The organism is Arthrobacter sp. WCS2018Hpa-7, from assembly GCF_031843805.1.
Taxonomy (GTDB): domain Bacteria; phylum Actinomycetota; class Actinomycetes; order Actinomycetales; family Micrococcaceae; genus Arthrobacter.
The window spans coordinates 59,552-81,162 of sequence record NZ_JAVTJB010000007.1 but is presented as its reverse complement, the minus strand read 5'-3'; the positions used below and the strand labels follow the sequence as shown (position 1 = coordinate 81,162).

The 21,611-nt window shown below is 63.4% G+C and carries 20 protein-coding genes and 1 tRNA gene; 5 read left to right on the top strand and 16 right to left on the bottom strand.

Translation table 11 applies throughout. The features are described from left to right. Positions 1–128 precede the first annotated feature (128 nt). Positions 129–1,040 (bottom strand): Bax inhibitor-1/YccA family protein, encoded by a 912-nt coding sequence (locus tag RQH14_RS10160; protein WP_311213135.1) that lies wholly within the window; start codon positions 1,038–1,040, stop codon positions 129–131. Between the two features lie 418 nt (positions 1,041–1,458). Here RQH14_RS10160 and RQH14_RS10155 point away from each other — a divergent pair, with 418 nt between their 5' ends. From RQH14_RS10155 to RQH14_RS10135, 5 genes are all read left to right on the top strand, one after another. Continuing rightward, positions 1,459–2,793: a branched-chain amino acid ABC transporter permease gene (locus tag RQH14_RS10155; RefSeq protein ID WP_311213134.1), complete on the top strand. Its 1,335-nt coding sequence runs from the start codon at positions 1,459–1,461 to the stop codon at positions 2,791–2,793. Positions 2,794–2,802: 9 nt separating this feature from the next. Next, positions 2,803–3,771, top strand: a complete 969-nt coding sequence (locus tag RQH14_RS10150) for a branched-chain amino acid ABC transporter permease (RefSeq protein WP_311213133.1) — start codon at positions 2,803–2,805, stop codon at positions 3,769–3,771. Further along, the gene (locus RQH14_RS10145; RefSeq protein ID WP_311213132.1) at positions 3,768–4,760 is read left to right on the top strand and encodes an ABC transporter ATP-binding protein; all 993 of its coding nucleotides are present in this window, start codon (positions 3,768–3,770) and stop codon (positions 4,758–4,760) included. Before RQH14_RS10150 ends, RQH14_RS10145 begins: the two co-directional genes overlap by 4 nt. Beyond that, on the top strand, positions 4,757–5,527 hold the full coding sequence (locus tag RQH14_RS10140; RefSeq protein WP_311213131.1) for an ABC transporter ATP-binding protein: 771 nt from the start codon (positions 4,757–4,759) through the stop codon (positions 5,525–5,527). The genes RQH14_RS10145 and RQH14_RS10140 overlap by 4 nt, the downstream gene beginning before the upstream one ends. A 151-nt stretch (positions 5,528–5,678) precedes the next feature. Beyond that, entirely contained in the window at positions 5,679–6,494 is an 816-nt protein-coding gene (locus tag RQH14_RS10135; RefSeq protein ID WP_311213130.1) for an aminoglycoside phosphotransferase family protein, read from the top strand. A 153-nt stretch (positions 6,495–6,647) separates the two neighbouring features. Here the strand turns inward: RQH14_RS10135 and RQH14_RS10130 are convergent, their stop codons facing one another. The 15 genes from RQH14_RS10130 to RQH14_RS10060 form a co-directional block, all read right to left on the bottom strand. Then, positions 6,648–8,003, bottom strand: a complete 1,356-nt coding sequence (locus RQH14_RS10130; RefSeq protein ID WP_311213129.1) for an ABC transporter substrate-binding protein — start codon at positions 8,001–8,003, stop codon at positions 6,648–6,650. Between the two features lie 324 nt (positions 8,004–8,327). Further along, positions 8,328–8,401 (bottom strand) — tRNA-Leu (locus tag RQH14_RS10125). Between the two features lie 21 nt (positions 8,402–8,422). Beyond that, the gene (locus RQH14_RS10120; protein WP_311213128.1) at positions 8,423–9,343 is read right to left on the bottom strand and encodes an N-acetyltransferase; all 921 of its coding nucleotides are present in this window, start codon (positions 9,341–9,343) and stop codon (positions 8,423–8,425) included. Between the two features lie 106 nt (positions 9,344–9,449). Then, positions 9,450–10,910, bottom strand: a complete 1,461-nt coding sequence (locus RQH14_RS10115) for an FAD-dependent oxidoreductase (RefSeq protein WP_311213127.1) — start codon at positions 10,908–10,910, stop codon at positions 9,450–9,452. 38 nt (positions 10,911–10,948) lie between these two features. Continuing rightward, positions 10,949–12,340, bottom strand: a complete 1,392-nt coding sequence (locus RQH14_RS10110; RefSeq protein ID WP_311213126.1) for a S8 family serine peptidase — start codon at positions 12,338–12,340, stop codon at positions 10,949–10,951. Beyond that, positions 12,337–13,293, bottom strand: coding sequence for a Ppx/GppA phosphatase family protein (locus RQH14_RS10105; protein ID WP_311213125.1), 957 nt, complete (start codon positions 13,291–13,293; stop codon positions 12,337–12,339). Before RQH14_RS10105 ends, RQH14_RS10110 begins: the two co-directional genes overlap by 4 nt. Then, positions 13,290–13,973, bottom strand: coding sequence for a DUF501 domain-containing protein (locus tag RQH14_RS10100; protein ID WP_311213124.1), 684 nt, complete (start codon positions 13,971–13,973; stop codon positions 13,290–13,292). Before RQH14_RS10100 ends, RQH14_RS10105 begins: the two co-directional genes overlap by 4 nt. A 67-nt stretch (positions 13,974–14,040) precedes the next feature. Further along, on the bottom strand, positions 14,041–14,859 hold the full coding sequence (locus tag RQH14_RS10095; protein WP_311213123.1) for a septum formation initiator family protein: 819 nt from the start codon (positions 14,857–14,859) through the stop codon (positions 14,041–14,043). Positions 14,860–14,991: 132 nt separating this feature from the next. After that, the gene (gene eno, locus RQH14_RS10090) at positions 14,992–16,272 is read right to left on the bottom strand and encodes a phosphopyruvate hydratase (protein ID WP_026542844.1); all 1,281 of its coding nucleotides are present in this window, start codon (positions 16,270–16,272) and stop codon (positions 14,992–14,994) included. A 116-nt stretch (positions 16,273–16,388) separates the two neighbouring features. Next, positions 16,389–17,114: a MazG nucleotide pyrophosphohydrolase domain-containing protein gene (locus RQH14_RS10085; protein ID WP_311213122.1), complete on the bottom strand. Its 726-nt coding sequence runs from the start codon at positions 17,112–17,114 to the stop codon at positions 16,389–16,391. After that, positions 17,092–18,234 (bottom strand): adenosine deaminase, encoded by a 1,143-nt coding sequence (locus RQH14_RS10080; RefSeq protein WP_311213121.1) that lies wholly within the window; start codon positions 18,232–18,234, stop codon positions 17,092–17,094. The genes RQH14_RS10085 and RQH14_RS10080 overlap by 23 nt, the downstream gene beginning before the upstream one ends. A gap of 48 nt (positions 18,235–18,282) precedes the next feature. Continuing rightward, entirely contained in the window at positions 18,283–18,966 is a 684-nt protein-coding gene (locus RQH14_RS10075) for a DedA family protein (protein ID WP_311213230.1), read from the bottom strand. 192 nt (positions 18,967–19,158) lie between these two features. Then, positions 19,159–19,809 (bottom strand): DedA family protein, encoded by a 651-nt coding sequence (locus RQH14_RS10070; RefSeq protein ID WP_261608898.1) that lies wholly within the window; start codon positions 19,807–19,809, stop codon positions 19,159–19,161. Positions 19,810–19,897: 88 nt separating this feature from the next. Further along, entirely contained in the window at positions 19,898–21,208 is a 1,311-nt protein-coding gene (locus RQH14_RS10065; RefSeq protein WP_311213120.1) for a thymidine phosphorylase, read from the bottom strand. Further along, the gene (locus RQH14_RS10060; RefSeq protein WP_311213119.1) at positions 21,205–21,609 is read right to left on the bottom strand and encodes a cytidine deaminase; all 405 of its coding nucleotides are present in this window, start codon (positions 21,607–21,609) and stop codon (positions 21,205–21,207) included. Before RQH14_RS10060 ends, RQH14_RS10065 begins: the two co-directional genes overlap by 4 nt. Positions 21,610–21,611: the final 2 nt, after the last annotated feature.

Below are 21,611 nucleotides of genomic sequence, written 5' to 3'. Positions count from 1 at the left end.
GTTGGCTCTCGCCTCTTTGAGCCTTCGCTTACAGCCGAGACCTCGCCCCTCACGGACACAAAAATGCCCCCGAAGAGTCATCGGGGGCATTTCGCGTTGGCTTACTTTGCAGGTTGGGCCTGCAGCAGTTAGTCGTCGCCTCGCAGGATAGCCAGGAGGCGGATGATTTCGACGTAGAGCCAAACCAGCGTGACCGTGAGGCCGAAGGCTGCAACCCAGGAGTAACGCTCCGGGGCGCCGGCGCGGACGCCTTCTTCGATGCTGGTGAAGTCCATGATCAGCGAGAAAGCTGCCAGGCCGATGGCCAGGATGCCGATGAAGACACCCAGCGGGATGCCTGCGATTTCCATGCTGGTCCGGAGGCCGAACGGCTCCTGGACAGCGCCGGTCCACATCATGACCATGTTGATCAGCGCGAAGACCGCGTAACCAATAGTGGCGATCATGAAGAAACGCACCATCTTGGGGGTGGCGCGGACCTTGCCGCTCTTGAAGAGCACCAGGGTGACGCCGAAGACTGCCAGCGTACCGATGACAGCCTGGAGGCCGACGCCGGGGTACATGCCGTCGAGGATGCGGGTGAGGCCGCCCAGGAACAGGCCTTCCAGACCGGCGTAAGCAAGGATCAGTGCCGGTGAAGGCTGCTTCTTGAAGGTGTTGACCAGTGCCAGGACGAAGCCGCCCAGTGCGCCAACGATCATGAGCATGGTGGAGAGGGCGGGAGCTACGAAGAGCGTCACACCGGCGCCGATCACCAGGACCACGAGGCAGGCGACAGTCTTCATGATGACGTCGTCATAGGTCATGCGGCCGGTGTCGGCGGGGCCGGCAGCCGGCTGGTTGTACATCTGCTGCAGCTGTTCATTGGTCATGTTCTGCTGCTGGGCAGACCACGCGGCCTGGCCATCCATCACCTGGGCAGGCGCCCGACCGGGTGCCTGGTTAAACTGCTGGCCGTACGGGTTCTGCGGTACAGGCGGGGCCTGCTTTGCTCCACGGAAATTCTTTCCGTTGAAGACTGGGTTTCCGCCAAGTGCCATTGCGGGTGTCCTCCTGAAAAAGGGCTAAGTGATAATTCACGGTACCAATTACCACGCGCGCGTGGCAGGGAAAGTTCCCTTGTTCACCCAGACGAAACGCAACCGTGACACGAAAGCGGCAGAGTGGCAGCGGCGGGGACCCGCCGGAACGTTTAGAAGCACCCTTACTCAACAAAGGTTTACTTAAGTACAGCTACATCATAAGTTGCCTATAGCTTCACAGTTGTTATCCGATCGCGATGTTTGCACCCCCGAACTGGGCATTTATTCAGCCCACTGAGCGGTAACATAGGCCACACATGGGTGACTTAGATCACAATCGAGGCAGCTAGGCAAGAACTGTTCACAAGCCCCATTTACCGTTCGCACCGGCTGCAATGGCGCAGCCGGGACCACCCCCACTGTGGAGGTTTCCATTTTGAGAAGCACACTGCGCGACCCGTCCATCAGACGGTCCAAGGGACTACAGAGAGTTGTGGGGGCGCTGTTCGCAGCCCTCATCGCCACTCTGTTGATCGCCGCCCCCTCGGCACAGGCAACCACCCCATCGCCTTCGCCGTCACCGACGACATTCCAAAACAACATCAGCGGGTTCCTCCGCGATGATGCCCGGGCACCCATACCCGGCGTCAAAATCAAAGCCTCAGGCAACGGGTTCGAAGGTGACGCCACCTCCGGAGCCAATGGCGCGTGGACCATCGGTGTCCCCGTCCAAGGTACTTACACCATCGAGCTGGACACCTCCACCTTGCCGGAGGGCATCGCACTGGCCGAGGGCCAGGACAATCCCCGCGATGTCACGTTCAGCCAGACCTCCAACCTGTCGGTGATCTTCGCCTTCGGTGAGGGCATCGTGGTCCAACAGCAGGACTTTGGCCAGAACCTCCTCAACCGCCTGGTAGCGGGCCTGAGCTTTGGCCTCCTTCTTGCCCTTGCCTCCGTGGGCCTGTCCCTGATCTTCGGAACCACGGGCCTGACCAACTTCGCCCACGGCGAGATGGTGACGTTGGGCGCCGTCCTCGTCTTCATGTTCAACGGATTCGGACTCCCCTTCTGGCTGGCGATCCTGCTGGCATTGATAGGTGGCGGGCTCTTCGGCTACGTCCAGGACGCCGGACTCTGGCGTCCACTGCGGAAGCGCGGCTCCGGCCTCGTTCCCATGATGATCGTCAGCATTGGCCTGGCCTTGGCCATCCGCTACGTCATCCAGTTCTTCTTCGGTGGAGCAACCCAGCAGCTGCCCGGCGCGCAAAGCGCGGAAATCCAGATAGGGCCTGTATCCATCTCCCCGAACAACCTGTGGTCGCTGGTCATCAGCGCCGTGGTCATCGCCTTGATCGGCATCGTCCTGCTGAAGACCCGTTTGGGCAAGGCAACCCGCGCTGTAGCGGACAACCCGGCACTGGCAGCTGCCTCCGGCATCGACGTCGACTCAGTCATCCGCATCGTCTGGATCGTTGGCGGCGTCCTCGCCTCCCTCGGTGGCATCCTGTGGGCGTACTACCGTCCGGGCGTCACCTTCGACATGGGCTCGCAGATCCTGCTTCTCATCTTCGCCGGCGTGACACTCGGTGGTTTGGGAACCGTCTTCGGCGCCTTGATCGGCTCGATCGTCGTCGGCATCTTCGTGGAACTGACTACTGTGTTCGGCCTTCCCGCCGACCTCAAGTACGTCGGTGCACTGTTCATCATGATTGTTGTTCTTCTGTTCCGACCGCAGGGTATCCTCGGCCGGCGTGAGCGTGTGGGTTAGGAGCGGGCCATGGACTTCGGATTCATTTTCTCCAGCGCCCTTGGCGAATTATTCAGTCCGACGACGGCGGCGTACGCACTTGCCGCTTTGGGCCTTGCGGTTCACTTCGGCTACTCAGGCCTGCTGAACTTCGGCCAGGCCGGCTTTATGGCGGTTGGTGCCTACGGTTTCGCCATCTCTACCCTGAGCTTCGACGCTCCGTTCTTCCTTGCACTGATCATTTCCATTCTCTGCTCGGTGGTTTTCGCCTTCATCCTCGGTATTCCCACCCTCCGGCTACGCGCCGACTACCTGGCTATTGTCACCATCGCAGCGGCGGAAATTGTCCGCTACGTAGTCACCACCAACCAGCTCACCAGCGTCACGGGCTCGGCCAACGGTTTGGCAGCATTCGAGAACACGTTCTACGCCATGAATCCCTTCCCCGAGGGGTCCTACATGGGCATGAACAACCGAGACTTCTTCATCCGCGTAGCCGGCTGGGGACTCGTGATCGTGTGCTGCGTGCTGGTGTGGCTCCTCATGCGCAGCCCGTGGGGCCGTGTCCTGAAGGGCATCCGCGAAGACGAGAATGCTGTCCGCTCGCTCGGTAAGAACGTCTACGCCTACAAGATGCAGGCGCTGATCATCGGTGGTGTGCTGGGCGCTTTGGCGGGCATGATCTTCACGCTCCCCCGCGGCGCTGTCCAGCCGTCCAACTACGGCACGGAACTGACGTTCTTCCTGTGGACCTGCCTCCTCCTCGGTGGCATGGCCACTGTCCTGGGGCCGGTCATCGGAGCCATGATCTTCTGGGTTGTCCTGTCCCTGACCCAGAGCCTGCTCTACGGCCTTATCGAATCAGGGGCAGTCACCTGGCTGACCACCGTCCAGGCCGGCCAGTTGCGCTACATCCTGGTGGGTGTCGCGCTGATGCTCCTGATGATCTTCCGCCCGCAAGGCGTCTTCGGCAATAAGAAGGAGCTTGCTTTCGCATGAGTGAGACCAACGAACGCAATACCGAAAATATCGACTACATGACCGATTCGCGGCCCATCGCCGTCGGGGAAAACACCCCCGGCTGCAAGAAGCGCGATCCCATTGTGGTGGCAGAGGACGTCACCCGGTCCTTTGGCGGCATCAACGCAGTGGACGTCGAGTACCTCGAGATTCCGCGCCACAAGATTACCGCTTTGATCGGTCCCAATGGCGCCGGCAAGACCACCCTGTTCAACCTGCTCACGGGCTTTGACACTCCCAATACGGGCAAGTGGCAGTTCGAGGGCAACAGCCTGGCAGGCGTTTCCTCCTACAAGGTGGCACGCATGGGCATGGTGCGCACGTTCCAGCTGACCAAGGTGATGGGCAAGCTGACCGTCATGGAGAACATGCGGCTCGGCGCAGCGGACCAGCCCGGCGAACGACTCTCCAAGGCCCTGTTCAAGGGCATGTGGGGAGGCCGCGAGAAGGAAATCACGGCCCAGGCCAACGTGCTGTTGGAGAAGTTCAAGCTGGATTCCAAGAAGGACGACTACGCTGCGTCCCTCTCGGGTGGCCAGCGGAAGCTGCTGGAAATGGCACGTTCCCTGATGGTGCGGCCCAAGCTGGTGATGCTCGATGAGCCCATGGCCGGCGTGAACCCGGCGCTGACGCAGTCACTGCTGGACCACATCAAGAACCTGAAGGCTGAAGGCATGACCGTGCTCTTCGTAGAACACGACATGAACATGGTCCGGCATATCGCGGACTGGGTTGTGGTCATGGCCGAAGGCAAGGTGGTGGCTGAAGGCCCTCCGGGCGAAGTCATGAAGAACCCTGCCGTCATCGACGCCTACCTTGGCGCCCACCACGACGTCGACCTCGGAGACGCAGAGGGTATTAAGGTGCTTGAGGCAGAGCTCGAGGCCGACGAAGAGTCGGTGGTGGGTACTGAGGACGCCGGCATCCTGTCCGACATCGTTGAAACCAAGAAGGAGGATGGGAAATGAGCAGCCCCGCCGCAATGCCCGCCTCAGCAGATGCTCCGGCAGGCGATTCCGTCGTCAAAGTCACCAACCTCGTAGCCGGGTACATTCCCGGCGTCAACATCCTTAACGGCTGCAGCATCGAGGCCCGCAAGGGTGAGTTGATCGGCATCATCGGCCCCAACGGCGCCGGCAAGTCCACCTTGCTGAAGGCCATGTTCGGCCTGGTGAAGGTCCACTCCGGCACCGTGGTGGTCCGGGGCCAGGATCTCACGGGCTTGAAAGCCAACAAGCTGGTCACCCAGGGCGTCGGCTTCGTCCCGCAGACCAACAACGTGTTCGCTGCACTGACCATCGAAGAGAACCTCCAGATGGGCATGTTCCAGCGTCCCAAGGCCTTCGCTGAGCGCTTTGACTTTGTGACCAGCCTTTTCCCGGAACTGGCAAAGCGTCGCGCCCAGCGGGCGGGGTCACTCTCCGGCGGTGAACGCCAGATGGTGGCCATGGGCCGGGCGCTCATGATGGACCCGGCCGTCCTGCTACTCGACGAGCCGTCGGCAGGCCTCTCCCCCGTCAAACAGGACGAAACCTTCCTCAGGGTCCATGAGATCAACCGTGCTGGTGTCTCGGTCATCATGGTGGAACAGAACGCCCGCCGCTGCCTGCAGATCTGCGACCGCGGCTACGTGCTGGACCAGGGCAAGGACGCGTACACGGGTACCGGCCGTGAGCTCATGAAGGACCCCAAGGTCATTCAGCTCTATCTGGGCACCCTGGCGGACGAGGTCTAAGCACCGCATCCACACACCACGGAAGGCCCCGGGACAACACCCGGGGTCTTCCGCTGTTTAAGACATACTCCTACCAAGTGCTCGGGACCTTGGATAGACCGGTTGGACACTTCAGCCAATGCGGAATGACACCCAATGGCATGCTGGACTGATGACGGCAACCATCACGGAACTGCAGCAAAACCTCCTCTCGTCATGGCTTGGTAGCTTCACCGTGGTTCGTGACCACTCATGGCCCCTCCAGGACACCACCGTCCTTCAGGTCGCTGCCCCGGATGGCCAGGAGTACATCGTCAAAGCCAGCACCACGAGCCACCACATCCGGCGGGAAATTGCAGCCTACTCGCGGGGCCTGCCAGGGCTGCACGGCAGGGTACCCACCCTGAGGCACGCGGCGCCTGAGGCAGGCCTCCTGGTCACCGGGTACTTGCCCGGGACCCTGGTGGCCGGAACCTCTTCCGAGTCCGATCCCAGGACGTACCGCGACGCAGGCGTGCTGCTCTCCAGGATGCACCTGCCGGCGGGATCCTCACGCAGCTACGCAAGGGCACTGGCTGCCAGGACGGGCTCCCTCATTCAACGCGCCCACGGCCTCCTGCCCGCGGAGACGCAGAGAAGGCTGCAAGATACCCTTGATGCGCTGGAGCCGGGACCTGCCGCGCTCGTGACAACCCATGGCGATTACCAGCCCAGGAATTGGCTGGACGACGACGGACTGATCAAGGTGATCGATTTTGGCCGTGCTGAGCTTCGCCCCTGGGTTCATGACCTGGTCCGGCTCAGCCACCAGCAGCTGCTCGCTCAGCCAAAGCTTGCCGCTGCCATGAGGGTTTGGGCAAGGTTGTCACCACTGAGCAGGAGCACCACCTGTGGACGCTGGAGAACCTCAACCAGTCAGTGGGCACAGTGGTGTGGGCACACCACGTGGGTGACGCAGTCTTTGAGCGTCAGGGCGTGGAAATGGTGACCCGGGTCCTTGAAGGGTTCCTCCCCTTCGGCGGGTAACGATCGCGGCGGATAGCGATCGCAGCCCAGCAGAGAACAGGCCAAGCACAGAACAGGCCCCCTTCCAGATGAGGAAGGGGGCCTGTTACCGACTGCGGTTCAGATCAGCTGCGGCTTAGAGCTTGCCGAACTCTTCACGGACCGGCTTGTAGGTGTTGTCATCCTGGTATTCGTAGATGCCGATGTATGCCTCGGTGGGGTCACCAGCGTCGGAGAACGTGACCGGACCGGACTGGCCGTCGTAGTCGATGTCCTTGCCTTCGCGGAGCAACGTGACACAGGCTGCGAAGGTGGTGCATTTCTCGCCGCCTTCAGAGACTTCCTTCAGCTTGGCTGCGATTTCCGTGCCCTTGGTGCTCTTGGCGGCCTCGGAGGCCAGCGAGATCAGGTTCACGGCGTCGTAGGACTCGCCTGCGTAGCTGTAATCCTTCAGGGCGGGATCGATGGCGAGGAGCTTCTTCTTGAAGTCGTCCTTGGCGAACGTACCGGGAATGGTTCCCTGTGCGCCCTTCATGGTGCCGGCCTGGAAGTCCTTGCTGTAATCGGAGGTGTTGCCGTCAACCATGAACAGCTGCGTGGGCTTGATGCCCTTGCCGGTGATCAGGGGGACGATGCTCTTGGCTTGGTCGAAGGTGATCAGTGCGATCGCATCCGGCTTGGCTGCGAGGACCTTGTCCACCTGGCTGCTGAACTGGGAGTCGCCCTCGTTGAAGAGTTCCTCAGCAACAACCTTGCCGCCGGCTGCCTCGAAGGCTTCCTTGACGTTCTTCTGGAGACCGGTTCCGTAAGCGTCGTTCAGAACGATCATGCCAACGGTCTGTGCTCCACAGGTAGCCATGTAGTTGCCAAGGACCTTGCCCTGCAGGACGTCGGACGGTGCAGTTCGCCAGTAGAGGCCCTTGTCGTCCCACGTGGTGAAGTCAGGCGAGGTGTTGGCGGGCGAGAAGTGGATGACACCGGCGCCCGTGATCTGGTTGATGACCGTCTTGGAAACGCCGGAGGATGCAGCACCGATGACGGCGCTCACGCCCTGGCCCAGGAGGGCGGTGGTGGACTGGGTGGCGATGTCCGTCTTGGTATCACCGGAGTCGCGGTGGACAACGGAGACAGGCGCGCCGAGCACGCCACCGGCGTCGTTGACTTCCTTGATGCCGAGGTTGACGCCGGCAATTTCGGGCGGGCCAAGGAACGCCAGCGACCCCGTCGTCGGCAGGAGCGATCCAAGTTTCAGTGGGGCGTCAGTGGTGGTGGTCGAGGGAGGTACTGGTCCCGTGTTGGTGGCAGCCTGGCTGTTGCCGGCTCCCGCCCCGCCGCTGGGAGCCGGGCAGGAAATGCCTGCGGCCGCGGCGGAGGAAGACCCGGTCTGGGTAGGGGTCGAAGACCCACCACAAGCCGTGGCCAAGAGAGCGACCCCAATGCCAAGCGCTGTTAGCTTGGCGGCTCGGGGCGCCGCTGGGGAAAGATCAAACATGCGTTGTCTCCTCGATCGAAAGGTGCGAACTGCCTTTGATGCGATTACTCAGGTGTTCCTGATTAAGACTCAAACTAATGCAATTGGGCGGCGAACATAAGTGATTCAGGTCACATCCCTATAACACTCGTTGCCTGTGGGGAATCTACGAGCCGGCTGGGAATTTCCGCGGAGGATCCTCTTGGGCACAGCGGAAGCGATTCCGGCGGGGCAGCCAACCACCAGACAGGCCACCAAGGCCCTCTTGGCGCGCCGAACCCGAGGCACCGGCAAAGCCCCCGAATCCCCTTGGTTCGCAAGGGATTTCGGAGGCTTTTTCGTGTGTGCCCCAGGTGGGACTCGAACCCACAACACGCGGATTTTAAGTCCGCTGCCTCTGCCAATTGGGCTACTGGGGCGCCCGCACCATGGTATCCCAGCTATAGCTCATTGAATGGCCCGGCGTAGCGGAAGGTGCCGCGGACGTCGTCGGGCCATCCGGGAAGCGCCAACAACTGGAAGTGATCGCCCCACATCGCCTCCGGCGGTTGCACACCCACAGAGGTTGCCGGCACGTAACCGAAGCGCGGGTAGTACAGGGGGCTGCCGAGCAGGGCAATGCCGGGCTCCCCTGCGGCTGTGGCACGGGCCGCGGTCTCGCGCATCAAGGCTGAACCGACCCCGCGCTTCTGAAAATGGGGAAGCACGCCGATGGGGCCAAGGGCTATGAGTTCCAGGTCACCGATCCAACCCCGGGTGCTGATGGCATGACCCACAATCTCCCCACCCATTTCGGCGACGATACTGAACTCCGGAAGATACTCAGGGCACCCAAAAAGCTTGCGCAACAGGCCTACTTCAATCGGCACGCCTTCCACGGGCTCACCGGTTACCGGCGAGATGGAGAAGGCCTGGGCCGTCAGGTCCAGGATCTCGGCGCGGTCCTCGGGACGCTCACTTCTGAGCACCAGACCTTTACCCAAAAGCCGGAGCACATCCATGGCCCGGCCCGCGTCGGCGGAAGGCACCAGGAGGTGGTCGTGATGGAAGCCCGCCAGGACGTTGCAGCTGATTCCCGCGTGGGTCAGCGCGGCGCTCACGGCAGCTGTGAGACCCACCGCTTCGAGCGCCGAGTGGACCTGGAGCGTGATCCACGTGGCCACGAAGTCATAGCTGAGACCCAGCGAGTCAGCCTCGTCCCGGCGGAGGACTACCGTAAGGCCCTCCGCCTCGCGGACAGCCGCCTCGATCCCGCCCTCCAGCGGTTTGCCGTGCGGCCATAGGGCGTAGACGTAGTCGCCATCGCGGGCTACGGGGTGAAGGGATTCCAGGAGTGTCTTCAGATCGGTTTCGCCGGACATGGCAACAGTCTAGGGGCCCAGCAACCCGGCACCGAGGTGAGCACACCTGCTTAAACGTCGACGGCGGCCACTCCCCTCACAGGGAGCGACCGCCGTCGTGCGTGGACTACTTGGCGTCAGCAGTTACCGGAGTCTTGACTTCCTCGGCAACCGGCTTGGCTTCCACCGGAGCAGGTGCCGGAGCAGCTGCGGGCTTGGGAGCCGGCGTCGCAGCGGCTACGAACGCGCCGCGCGGGTTGTCGAGGTCGATCAGCTGAGTGGTGTCGCGGCCGGCGAAGAAGGCCAGGATCCAGCCGAAGACCACGCGGAACTTGCGCTCCACCGTGGGCATGGCCATGCCGTGGTAACCACGGTGCGCCAGCCAGGCGAGGCCGCCCTTGAGGCCGATGCGGCCGAGCAGGTTGATGTTGGCAACACCCTTCCACTCGCCGAAGCCGGCCACAGCACCAAGGTTCTTGTGCTTGTAGTCGTGCAGCGGCTTGTCCCAGCGGGAAGCCCACAGGTTCTTGGCAAGCTTCTTGGCCTGGCGAAGGGCGTGCTGGGCGTTGGGGACGCAGGTGCCGTCCGGCAGGCCCTTGCCCGTGAGGTCCGGAACAGCAGCGATGTCGCCGGCAGCCCAGGCGTTCTCCACGATGCCTTCGTCGCCTGCGATGCGCAGGTCCGGGAGGACGCGCACACGGCCACGGGGTTCCAGCGGGAAGTCCGTGGAGCGGATCATCGGGTTGGCCTGCACGCCGGCAGCCCATACCAGGGTGTCTGCTTCAACTTCCTGAGCCGGGGTCTTGTCCGGGAGGTTGATCAGCTTGAGGTTGCCTTCGGCGCTGTCAAGGGAAGTGTTGAGGAGTACTTCGATGCCACGGCTGCGGAGGTGCTCCACAACCCACTCGGCCTGCGAGGCAGTGACCTCGGGCATGATGCGGCCCATGGCTTCGACCAGGATGAAGCGGACTTCTTCCTGGCGGATGCGCGGGTTGTTGCGGACCGCGGCGCGGGCGAGGTCTTCCATTTCGGTGAGGCACTCGATGCCGGCGAAGCCGCCACCGACCACTACGAAGGTCAGTGCCTTGGCGCGCTCTGCGGGGTCGGTCATGGTGGAAGCAGCTTCAATGCGCTCCAGCACCTTGTTGCGCAGTGCAACGGCTTCCTCGATGGTCTTCAGGCCAATGCCCTTGTCCGCGAGGCCCTTGATGGGGAAGGTACGGGTAATGGCGCCTGCTGCGATGACGACATCGAAGTACGGGATTTCGAAGTTGTCGCCGCCGTCGGACGGGGCGATGACCGCGGTCCGGTTGGCGTGGTCAATGCTGGTGACGCGGCCCTGGATGAGCTCAGTCTGCTTCAGGTGCTGACGGTGGGAGACGACGGCGTGGCGTGCCTCAATGTTGCCACCGGCTACTTCCGGGAGGAAGGGCTGGTAGGTCATGTACGGCAGTGGATCAACGACGGTGACGATGCCGCCGGCGTTCGCGATCTTCTTCTGCAGTTTGAGGGCTACGTACAGGCCGACGTAGCCGCCGCCGACGACGAGAACCCGGGGACGGTCAATGAGCTCTGGGGTGGTTGCCATGAGTCCAGAGTACAGTACTTTGTGAAAATCTTCACTAACTACGTCCGGGCGGGCGGATCCACTTTGAGGAGCGCGCCCGTTTCGGCCTCCTCGGCCACCGCTGGCGCGTTTTTGGAGACCCTCCGCAACTGGATCGCGGCGCCCGTCACCAGGGCAAGGAACAAGGCTCCAAAACCAAGCACGACGGCGGCCGGCAGGGCGTCGTCGACGGTCGCCGGCGTCTTCGCTGCCGGGACAGTCGGATCGGCGAGCGTGGGTGCTGCGCTGGTGGGGCTCGCCACCGGAGCCTGCGACGGCTCGCTGAAATCTCCCCGGCGGTGGACGCGGATCCAGTCAGCGATGGAACCCAGCGGGTTGCTGCTGGTGGCAGCCACATCGTCCTTAAGGGCAGCCTCGGCGTTAAGGATGCCGTAGCCGTAGAGGGGATCCTTGCCCGGAGCTCCCGCGTCCTTGGCCGTGCTCACTATTCTGTTGATGACCTGGTTGGCACTCATCTCCGGCCATTTGGAACGGATGAGGGCGGCCACACCGGAAACGATGGGGGCAGCACCGGACGTTCCCGCCCATTCGGCGTATCCGCCGCCGGGGATGCCGCCTACCAGCTTCTCGGCCGGCGCGGCGACGCCGATGCTGATGCCCTGTGACGAGGAATCGACGCTGGCGCGCCCCTCACCGTCGAGTCCGGCGACGGTCAGGACACCGGGAATGGTCGCCGGGGCTCCGACCTGCACGTTGCCGCCCACGCGGTTACCGGCGGCGGCGACGATCACCACGTCCTTCTGCTCTGCATAAAGGAACGCCGCGTCCCAGCTCTGCGGCCAGTCCGGCGAGGTACTGCCCAAGGAGATGTTGATGACCTTGGCGCCGTTGTCCACGGCCCAGCGCACGGCGTCCGGAATCTGCTCCTGATCCGTTTTGCCGCCCGGGTTGGGTGATCCGAGCCAGGTGGAGACTGCCAGGATTTGCGCTTCGGGAGCTACACCGGTGATCCCGTCCGGGCCCCCGGCGGGAGGGACCGTGGGTGGCCCCGGAGGGGTCGCTGACGCTGTTGGTGAAGGCGAGGCCGTGGGGGTGGTGTGGCCGCGCCCGGCGAGCATCGTGGCAACCAGGGTCCCGTGTTCGGTCTTGGCACCAATACTCTTTTGCCCGTTGGGTGCTCCCGCTCCCGACACGTCCGTCCCGCCCACCACTACGCCTTTGAGGTCCGGGTGGTTTCCGTCAATGCCGCTGTCGATGATCGCCACCTTGACGCCGGCACCCTTGGATACCTGCCAGGCGTTGGTGACACCCGAATCCTTGAGCCAGAACTCTTTGTCGCGCCACGCGTCTGCAGTGGCGGCAGGAGCCGTCACCAACGCACCCGCCAGCGCCCCGCCTGCCAAGACTGTGGCAAGGGCAGCGGAGAGGGTACGGCGAAAACGCAACGTCATTCGGCGTCCCGGATGCTGAGGGCAATGCCGTCCAGGATGTCATGCTCGCTGGAGACGGCGGTGGCGATCCTGCCACTGCTGACATTGGCCAGGCGGTCCAGGATCCGGCGCCACACCAAGGCGCCGGCGCCGATAACGTCCACGCGGCCCGGATGCATGTACGGAAGCGCTGCGCGCTCGTCCCGCGTCATTTCCAGCAGGTTGGTGCATGCGTCGGTGATGGTTTCGAGATCCAGTGACGCACCGTGGATCCGGTTCGGCTGGTATTCACTCAGTCCCAGCGCGTGCGCGGTGATGGTGGTGATGGAACCCGCAACGCCCACCACGGCCGTGGCGCGGTCCAGCGGTACCGTCTGCGCGGCAAGATCAAGTGCGGCGTCGACGTCGGCCTCTGCCGCCGCGATTTGCGCAGCGGTGGGCGGATCGCTGCGAAGGTGGCGTTCCGTGAGCCGCACGCAGCCGATGTCCACCGAGCGTGCTGCGATGACGCCAGTGGAGTCGCCCAGGACGAACTCAGTGCTGCCGCCACCGAGGTCCACCACCAGGATGGGGTCCTCCCCCATGGCCGGCAGGACGCTGCTGGCCCCGACGAAGGACAGCGCGGCTTCCTCGTCCCCGGAAATGACCTCAGGCTCAACACCCAGGAGATCCCGGATGCCGTCCACGAAAACCTGCCGGTTGCGGGCGTCACGGGTGGCGGACGTCGCCGCGAAACGGACTCGCCCGGCGCCGTGCACCTTGATGAGTTCGGCGTAGTCGCGTGTTGCTGCGAACGTGCGTTCCAAAGCCTCAGGTGCAAGCTCGCCGGTGGCATCGACACCTTGGCCGAGCCGAACCACGCGCATTTCACGCACGACGTCGGCCAGCGGGCCCGGTGCGCCGTGTGCTGAAACATCGGCGATGAGGAGGCGGATGGAGTTGGTTCCGCAGTCGATCGCTGCAACGCGGCTCATGCAGTGCCTTCCTCATGGACCGGGGTATCCGTCTTCGGTTTGCGAACCGGTGCCGGGCGGCCCACCATCTCCGGCAGCCCCTGCGGCCCGTGCCGGCTCAGGTCCCGGGAGGGTGCCTCACCGGAAGTGTCCCACGCGCCATCGCAGTAGCAACGGTCCTTGGTCCACCACTCCGTGATGGCGTCCAGGGCTTCGTCTCCCAACGGGTTGACCCCCGGCCCTGCAGCCAGGGAATGCCCTACCAGTACATGGAGGCACTTCACCCGTGTTGGCATGCCGCCGGCGGAGATGCCGTCGATTTCAGGGACAGCCCCGGTTCCGGAACGGCCGGCGATGTCATTGCGGGCCTGGAGGTAGGCCTCGTGGGCGCTGTGGTAGGCGCCCGCCAGGTCCGGTTCGGCCGTGAGGCGGTGATTCATCTCGTTCATGAGCCCGCCCGCTTCCAACCGCGACACCGCGGAGGTGATAACGGGGTGGGTCAGGTAGAACGTGGTGGGAAACGGTGTTCCGTTGCTGAGCCGCGGTGCAGTAGCCGCCACCAGCGGATTGCCGCAGACACACCGTGCAGGGATCTCAACGACATCCCGAACCGGCCGGCCGAGCTGGCGGCTGAGGACCTCAAGATCATGTGCTGATGGCTGGCGGGATTCCTGCGGCACGGCTGCCGTGTTCTCTTCCACTTCGCTGCCACCCTTCCTGCCCTTGTTGCCGTGTCCACTGCGGACACGACGGCGGTGGGCACCGCGTCTAGTCAGTTGCCGATCGTCTGATTGACTCCCAAAGAGCATCCACCCAGGGCAGATTCTCCGGGTTTGCAGACGATCCGGAGCCGGTGCGGCCACCCGGCGTGCCGGCGGCTTCTTCTCCCCCAAACACCCAGTAACCCGTTTCACCCGGCATAACCATGTTAATGCGGTCGCGGGCCTGTTGTTTCACGTAGTTGGGGTCCTGCCACCGGGAAAGCTGCTTGTTGAGCTCGGTCTGCTCTGCTTTCCGTCCTGCAATTTCGGCCTCCAAGGCCGAAATTTCGGCGCGCTTCTCCAGGAAAATCTTCACGGTGGGGGCCAGCATAATGGTGATCGCAATCATGACCACTGCCAGCGCCAGCATCCTGCCGGAGAACGCTTTGGCCGGTACTGGATCCACATCATGTTCAGCATTGGCCTTGGCGCCCGGCTTGCCGGAAGTCTTGTCCACGGGCTTCGATGGGCCCACGGTTGGCTTCTTGCCGGTGGTCTTGCCAGTTGCCGTACTGCCGGTGGTTTTGCCCGCCGTGGGAGTCTTCAGACCAGCGGCTTCCCTGCCGGCGGCGGGTGCTTTGGTGCCGCCTGCCGGCGTCGAGGTTTTGGCGGTAATCTGTGGGCCACCAAACTCGGCTTTGATGACATCGCCGCTACCGGAAGCTGAACCAGTCGTCCCTGCACCCGCGGTGCCTTTGGCAGCAGTCCGCGGACTGGCGCCGGTAGCCCTGGTTTCGCCGGCGGGGCGGCCCGCACCGGAGGAACGGCCTGCACTGGAGGGGCCCAGTGCGTCCGCCCTGGGGACCTTTGGACGACGGGTGGCCATGACACTCCTGTAATGCCCGGTGCTTGCCTGGCGGGTTGCTGCGCTTGCTGTTGTTGACCTGGCCCGCGTTAAACAGAACCGGTGGCCATGGTCTTTCCACCATAGCCACCGGTTACGTGTTTTCGCTGAAGGCTAGCCCTTGAAACGCGGGAACGCGCTGCGGCCGGCGTAGCGTGCGGCGTCGTCGAGTTCTTCTTCGATGCGCAGCAGCTGGTTGTACTTGGCAACGCGCTCGGAGCGGGCCGGGGCACCGGTCTTGATCTGGCCCGCGTTGGTGGCAACGGCGATGTCAGCAATAGTGGTGTCCTCGGTTTCGCCGGAGCGGTGCGAGGTGATGGTGGTGTAACCGGAGCGCTGGGCCAGGGAAACGGCGTCCAGCGTCTCGGTCAGGGAACCGATCTGGTTGACCTTGACCAGCAGGGAGTTGGCCGTGGCCGTCTCGATGCCCTGCTGCAGGCGGACCGGGTTGGTGACGAAGAGGTCGTCGCCCACCAGCTGGACCTTGTCACCGATGGTGTCGGTGAGGGTCTTCCAGCCTTCCCAGTCGTTCTCGTCCAGCGGGTCTTCAATGGAAACCAGCGGGTAGTCGGCAACGAGCTCAGCGTAGTAGGCGCTCATCTCGGTGGCGGAAAGTGCCTTGCCCTCGAACTGGTAAGCACCGTCCTTGTAGAACTCGGAAGAGGCAACGTCCAGTGCCAGGGCGATGTCCGTACCCGGGGTGTAGCCGGCGTTCTTGATGGCTTCCTGGATCAGGTCCAGTGCAGCGCGGTTGGACGGCAGGTTGGGGGCGAAGCCACCTTCGTCGCCGAGGCCAGTGGAGAGGCCCTTTTCCTGGAGGACAGCCTTGAGGTTGTGGTAGACCTCAACGCCCCAGCGCAGGCCCTCGGAGAAGGTCTCGGCACCAATCGGGGCGATCATGAATTCCTGGATGTCCACATCGGAGTCGGCGTGGGAGCCACCGTTGAGGATGTTCATCAGGGGAACGGGCAGGACGTGGGCGTTCGGGCCACCCAAGTACTTGTAGAGCGGCAGGTCAGCGGAAGCTGCGGCAGCGTTGGCAACGGCCAGGGAAACACCCAGGATGGCGTTGGCGCCGAGCTTGCCCTTGTTGGGCGTACCGTCGAGGTCGATCATGGCCTGGTCGATGCTGCGCTGGTCAGTGGCGTCGAAACCAATCAGGGCCGGGGAGATCTCGTCGATGACGGCGTCAACGGCCTTCTGGACACCCTTGCCGAGGTAACGGCCTTTGTCGCCGTCGCGAAGCTCAACGGCCTCGTGCTCGCCGGTGGAAGCACCGGAGGGAACTGCTGCACGGCCGATCTGGCCGTCGGAGAGCAGGACCTCAACTTCTACGGTCGGGTTTCCGCGGGAATCAAGGATCTCGCGTGCGTGGATGGCATCGATAAGCGCCATGGATGTGCTCCTTATGGGCAAATTACAGGAATGAGGAGGGAAATTCTCAACGTCCTCGTCGCTACTAGCGTAGTCGAGAGTGGCTTAGGTTACGGAACAACTTCCAAAGACTCACGTCATGAAGGCTGGGCCCGGCTGTTCTGAAACGATCGAACTGCGGAACGGAGGGCCCGTTCGGCGTCGAGTCCTTGCTCCCGGGCACCGGCCACGACGGCGAGCAGCAGCTCACCGAGCGCCTCTTCCGAGGCCGGGATGACGGGAAGTCCGACGGCGGCCGGCGCACCTTGTGGATCGACCAACCGTGCATCACCATCAAGCCCTGAAACGTCCAACCCTGCGCGGGCTGCCCTGTCCAGGGACTTCTGTGCTGCTGCCAAGGCAGGAAGGTGCGGCGGGATGCCCTCAAAGGGATCCTTCCGTTCCGGCTTCTCGGCACGTTTGGCGGCATCCCACTTGACGATGATTTCCTCGACGCTGGCCGGAAAACTCTCCCGGAGGGAACCGTCCGCCTTGAAGACGTGCTGGTTTCGCCGGACCATTTTGGCGTTGATGCCCCGGGCTACGTCAGCAAAATCAAAGCTGCCGCGCTCCTCGGCGAGCCGGGCGTGAAGCACTACTTGAAGCAATACATCACCCAGCTCGCCGAGGAGCTCGCTGTCTCTTTCCGGGGAGTCGCCTGCTTCGATCGAATCCACCACTTCGTAGGCTTCCTCGATCAGGTATTCCACCAGCGCTTCGTGCGTCAGCCCACCCATCCAGGGGCAGTGCTCACGCAGGGCTGCGATCGTCCGGATGAGCTTTTCGAGCTCTTTGGAGTCCTTAGTCGAGGTTGGCGTAGGCATCGTTGATGTACTCAACCAAGGCTTCGCGCTCGTCCAGCGGCAGGAAGGCTGCCTCGGCGGCGTTGAGCGTCAGTTCGAGGAGGTCATCGAGGTCGTAGTCGAAGGTTTCCACCAGCAGCTCGAACTCATCCGTCAGAGTGACGCCACTCATGAGGCGGTTGTCCGTGTTGATGGTGACGTTGAAGCCGAGCTGGAAGAGCATGTCCACCGGGTGGCTTTCGATCCCATCGCCAAAGCCGGAAATGGCACCGGTCTGAAGGTTGGAGGAAGGGCAGATTTCCAGGGCGATGCCGCGGTCGCGGACCCAGGCTGCCACGCTGCCGATGGTCACCATGCCAATGGTGTCCTCGCCGTCGTCGTCGGAATTGTCCTCGAACTCCACCGAGATGTCCTCGGCGATCCGGACGCCGTGACCAAGGCGCAGGGCGCGGCCATCGACCAGGGCTGACTGGATGCTTTCCAGGCCCGCTGCTTCACCGGCGTGGACGGTGGCCGGGAAGTTGTTTTCGGCAAGGTACGTGAAGGCGTCCTTGAAACGGGACGGGAGGAAGCCGTCTTCCGCGCCGGCAATGTCAAAGCCCACAGCGCCGTTGGCACGGTGGCGGACAGCGAGCTCTGCGATCTCCTGGCCACGATCGGCGTGGCGCATGGCGGTGATGAGCTGGCCCACCTGGATCTGCTGGCCACGCTCGTCGGCAGCGTCGACGCCGGCTTCAAGGCCGGTCTGGACGGCCTCAACAACCTCGTCCAGGGTGAGGCCCTTCTGCAAGTGCTGTTCCGGTGCCCAGCGGACTTCGCCGTACACCACGCCGTCCTCGGCGAGGTCTTCCACGAATTCCTTGGCGACCCTGAAGAGGCCTTCCTTGGTCTGCATGACAGCAATGGTGTGGTCGAACGTTTCGAGGTAGCGGACCAGAGAGCCGGAGTCGGCTGATTCGCGGAACCATTCACCCAGCGCAACGGGGTCGGTGGACGGCAGCGTGTGGCCGACCGCCTCAGCGAGCTCGATGATGGTGGCGGGGCGGAGGCCTCCGTCCAGGTGGTCGTGGAGGGAAACCTTGGGGAGGCTCTTCAGATCGAAGTCGAGGGCAGGGGCGGCGTCAAGTATGGGCTCAGTCACGTACTAAGACTAGTCCCCACAGCCAATCTGGCTGATACTGCTGGTGGCCTAGCTGGCGGGCTTGGAGAGGTCGACGCCGGCGATCGCCTTTTCCGCGGGATCAACGGCTGCCGTTTCGGTGCTGGCAGCAGCTTCCTTGGCGAGGTCCTTCTTTTCCAGGTATTTGTGCCACCAACGGAGGGCGTGATCCACCACAATGCCCAGGACCACGGCGAAGGCAACCGCGATGCCGACTCCCAGGAGCGGGTTGTGATGCACCCACTGGCCCGCGAGGAGGCCGATACCGATGGAGTAACCTACCCACGTGATGCAGGCGAAGGCGTCCAACCAGAAGAATGTACGGTGGCGGAAGCCGGTTTGTCCGGCCACGTAGTTCACGGCCACGCGGCCCCATGGAATGTAGCGGGCCGTGAAGATGAGGACTGCGCCGCGCTTGTCCAGCTCGTACTGCGCCCAGGCGAACATCTTCTGGACCTTGGGCCGTCGCATCCACTTCCAGCGGGTGAGGCCGATTTTCCGGCCCAGCATATAGGCCATGTTGTCGCCTGCCATGGCACCTACCAGTGCAGTGGCTCCCAGGATCCACAGGTTGGGCTCTCCGCTGTGAAGGGACAGCGCCGAGAGGCCAACGATGGCTGTTTCGCTGGGAAGGATGGTGGCAAATCCGTCAATGAAGAAGAAGACCAGCAGGACCGGGTATATCCAGGGCTGCCCGGCTGCATGCTCGAGCATTTGGTTCAAAAACTCCACGCGGCGGTAGCTCCTAGACGAATATGACTTGACGGTGTGACGGAAGTCGCTCTAGTGTCCCACGGCCGGGACGTCGTTCGCTACGTCCCAGCCTTGGGATCACACGCTTAACGCTATAGGTGCTGATAAGGTGCCGTCGTCAACCGCCGGGCTGATCTTCCGGGGCCTGAAGCGTCATACCGTGGGTGGAGTCGGGGCGTCTTCCTCAGGGATGTTCTTGCCGTCCAGCGGCACGGATCCACGGACTTTGCTGATGATCCGATCGATGATGATTCCCAGGATCACGGCAACCACGATCGCGATGACAGCACCCAGGAGATGGTTGTCCTCGAACCAGACACCAAAGAAGTAGCCCAGGATCACCGAATACGTGGCCCACAGGACGGCGGACATGGCTGTAAGGGCCACGAAGCGTCGGTGGTGGAAGTGCGTGGCGCCGGCCGTCAGGTTGACGGCCACCCTGCCAATGGGGATGAAGCGGGCCACCATGATGAGCGAGGCCGACCGGCGTCGAAGTTCCTTGCCTGCCCAGCGGAAGGCGCCCTGCATCCGCTGCGTGCGCATCCACCGCCACCGCTGGATCCCGATGCGGCGGCCGATGATGTAGGCGATGTTGTCCCCCGAGAACGCCCCCAGGGCTGCCATCACGCCGAGCAGCCATACATTGGGCGAGCCGCTGCTCCCGGACACGGCGCTCAGGCCCACCACCACCGATTCGCTCGGAATCGGTGGGAAGAAGCCATCTATCACGCAGCAGGCCAGCACCAGGAACAACACCCATGGCTGCTCCGCCGCGGCGAGGATGAAATCGTTGATGCCCTGCACGGTTTCCTTACGGTAGCCGGCTCCCCCACAGGCGCCGGATGACTGGTGTTCCGGGCCGTCCTTGGCGAACGGCCCGGAACACTTAAGCCTAGGCGATGCGGTCGATGATGAGCTGATGCGCCGGGCGTGAACCCTCGGGGGCGATCACCACAGCATCCTGGAGCGCTTCCTTGGCCCGCTCGAACTTCTCGGGAGTGTCCGTCAGGAGCGTCATCAGGGGCTCCCCTGCACGGACCAACGCGCCCGGTTTGGCGTGCATGCGGACACCTGCACCGGCCTGGACCTGGTCCTCCTTACGGGCCCGCCCGGCGCCAAGGCGCCAGGCAGCTACGCCCACAGAAAGCGCATCCAGTTCCACCAAGACACCGTCCGCGGGAGCGTAGATAACTTCGGATTCCTTTGCCACCGGAAGCGCAGCACGCGGGTCGCCACCCTGTGCTGTGATCATCCGGTTCCAGACGTCCATGGCCCGGCCGTCCTTCAAGGCGGCCGCGGGGTCGGCGTCGTGGATGCCGGCACCGGCCAGCATCTCCTCAGCCAGGCGGACGGTCAGTTCGACGACGTCTTCCGGACCGCCGCCGGCAAGGACCTCCACGGATTCCTCAACTTCGATCGCGTTTCCGGCGGTCAAACCCAACGGCGTGGACATATCGGTGATCAGGGCGACGGTGTGCACTCCGGCATCCTTGCCCAGGGCCACCATGGTCTCGGCCAGCTCGCGGGCACGGGCCTCATCCTTCATGAAGGCGCCGGAACCCACCTTGACGTCCAGCACCAACGAGCCCGTGCCTTCGGCGATCTTCTTGCTCATGATCGAGGATGCAATCAACGGGATCGCCTCCACGGTGCCCGTGACATCACGCAGTGCGTAGAGCTTCTTGTCGGCAGGAGCCAGCCCGGAACCTGCCGCGCAGATGACGGCGCCCACGTCCTGGAGCTGGGACATGATCTCGTCGTTGCTCAAGTTGGCGCGCCACCCGGGGATGGCTTCGAGCTTGTCCAACGTTCCACCCGTGTGGCCCAGGCCGCGGCCTGACAGCTGTGGAACCGCGACGCCGAACACGGCAACGAGCGGCGCCAGAGGGAGCGTGATCTTGTCCCCGACCCCACCGGTGGAGTGTTTGTCGCTGGTAGCCTTCATGCCGCCGTCGGGCCTTGTCAGGGACGAAAAGTCCATCCGCTCGCCCGAGGCGATCATGGCGGAGGTCCACCGCGAAATCTCGGCGCGGTCCATTCCGTTGAGCAGGATGGCCATGTTCAGCGCGGCCATTTGTTCCTCGGCAATGACACCCCGGGTGTAGGCATCGATGGTCCAGTCAATCTGCTCGGGAGTGAGGGTGCCTTTGTCCCGCTTGATGGAAATAATCTGGACGGCGTCGAACGCTTCAGTGGTGGTCACGTGGTTTCCTCCAGGTTTTCGGGACCGAAGGCATCAGGCAGCACCTGGTCCATGGTTTTGATTCCCTGCGTGGTCATGAGCTGCATGCCGGGCGCCCGGAACTCGTAGAGCAACTGGCGGCAACGCCCGCACGGCATGAGGATGTTGCCCTGGCCGTCCACGCAGTAGAACGCGGCGAGCCGGCCACCGCCGGTCATATGGAGCTGGCCAACAAGTGCGCATTCGGCGCAGAGGGTGAGTCCGTAGCTGGCGTTCTCCACATTGCAGCCAGTAACGATCCGGCCGTCCTCGGTGAGGGCCGCAGCCCCCACCGGGAACTTGGAGTACGGCGCGTAGGCATGGCGCATGGCCTGCTGTGCTGCCTCTTCCAGTGCCTGCCAATCGATGTCATTCGCCGGCATCG

Coding starts and splice junctions, on each gene's coding strand:
- RQH14_RS10160 (WP_311213135.1), bottom strand. CDS start 1,040: ATGGCACTTGGCGGAAACCCAGTCTTCAACGGAAAGAATTTCCGTGGA.
- RQH14_RS10150 (WP_311213133.1), top strand. CDS start 2,803: ATGGACTTCGGATTCATTTTCTCCAGCGCCCTTGGCGAATTATTCAGT.
- RQH14_RS10145 (WP_311213132.1), top strand. CDS start 3,768: ATGAGTGAGACCAACGAACGCAATACCGAAAATATCGACTACATGACC.
- RQH14_RS10140 (WP_311213131.1), top strand. CDS start 4,757: ATGAGCAGCCCCGCCGCAATGCCCGCCTCAGCAGATGCTCCGGCAGGC.
- RQH14_RS10135 (WP_311213130.1), top strand. CDS start 5,679: ATGACGGCAACCATCACGGAACTGCAGCAAAACCTCCTCTCGTCATGG.
- RQH14_RS10130 (WP_311213129.1), bottom strand. CDS start 8,003: ATGTTTGATCTTTCCCCAGCGGCGCCCCGAGCCGCCAAGCTAACAGCG.
- RQH14_RS10120 (WP_311213128.1), bottom strand. CDS start 9,343: ATGTCCGGCGAAACCGATCTGAAGACACTCCTGGAATCCCTTCACCCC.
- RQH14_RS10115 (WP_311213127.1), bottom strand. CDS start 10,910: ATGGCAACCACCCCAGAGCTCATTGACCGTCCCCGGGTTCTCGTCGTC.
- RQH14_RS10110 (WP_311213126.1), bottom strand. CDS start 12,340: ATGACGTTGCGTTTTCGCCGTACCCTCTCCGCTGCCCTTGCCACAGTC.
- RQH14_RS10105 (WP_311213125.1), bottom strand. CDS start 13,293: ATGAGCCGCGTTGCAGCGATCGACTGCGGAACCAACTCCATCCGCCTC.
- RQH14_RS10095 (WP_311213123.1), bottom strand. CDS start 14,859: ATGGCCACCCGTCGTCCAAAGGTCCCCAGGGCGGACGCACTGGGCCCC.
- eno (WP_026542844.1), bottom strand. CDS start 16,272: ATGGCGCTTATCGATGCCATCCACGCACGCGAGATCCTTGATTCCCGC.
- RQH14_RS10085 (WP_311213122.1), bottom strand. CDS start 17,114: ATGCCTACGCCAACCTCGACTAAGGACTCCAAAGAGCTCGAAAAGCTC.
- RQH14_RS10075 (WP_311213230.1), bottom strand. CDS start 18,966: ATGCTCGAGCATGCAGCCGGGCAGCCCTGGATATACCCGGTCCTGCTG.
- RQH14_RS10060 (WP_311213119.1), bottom strand. CDS start 21,609: ATGCCGGCGAATGACATCGATTGGCAGGCACTGGAAGAGGCAGCACAG.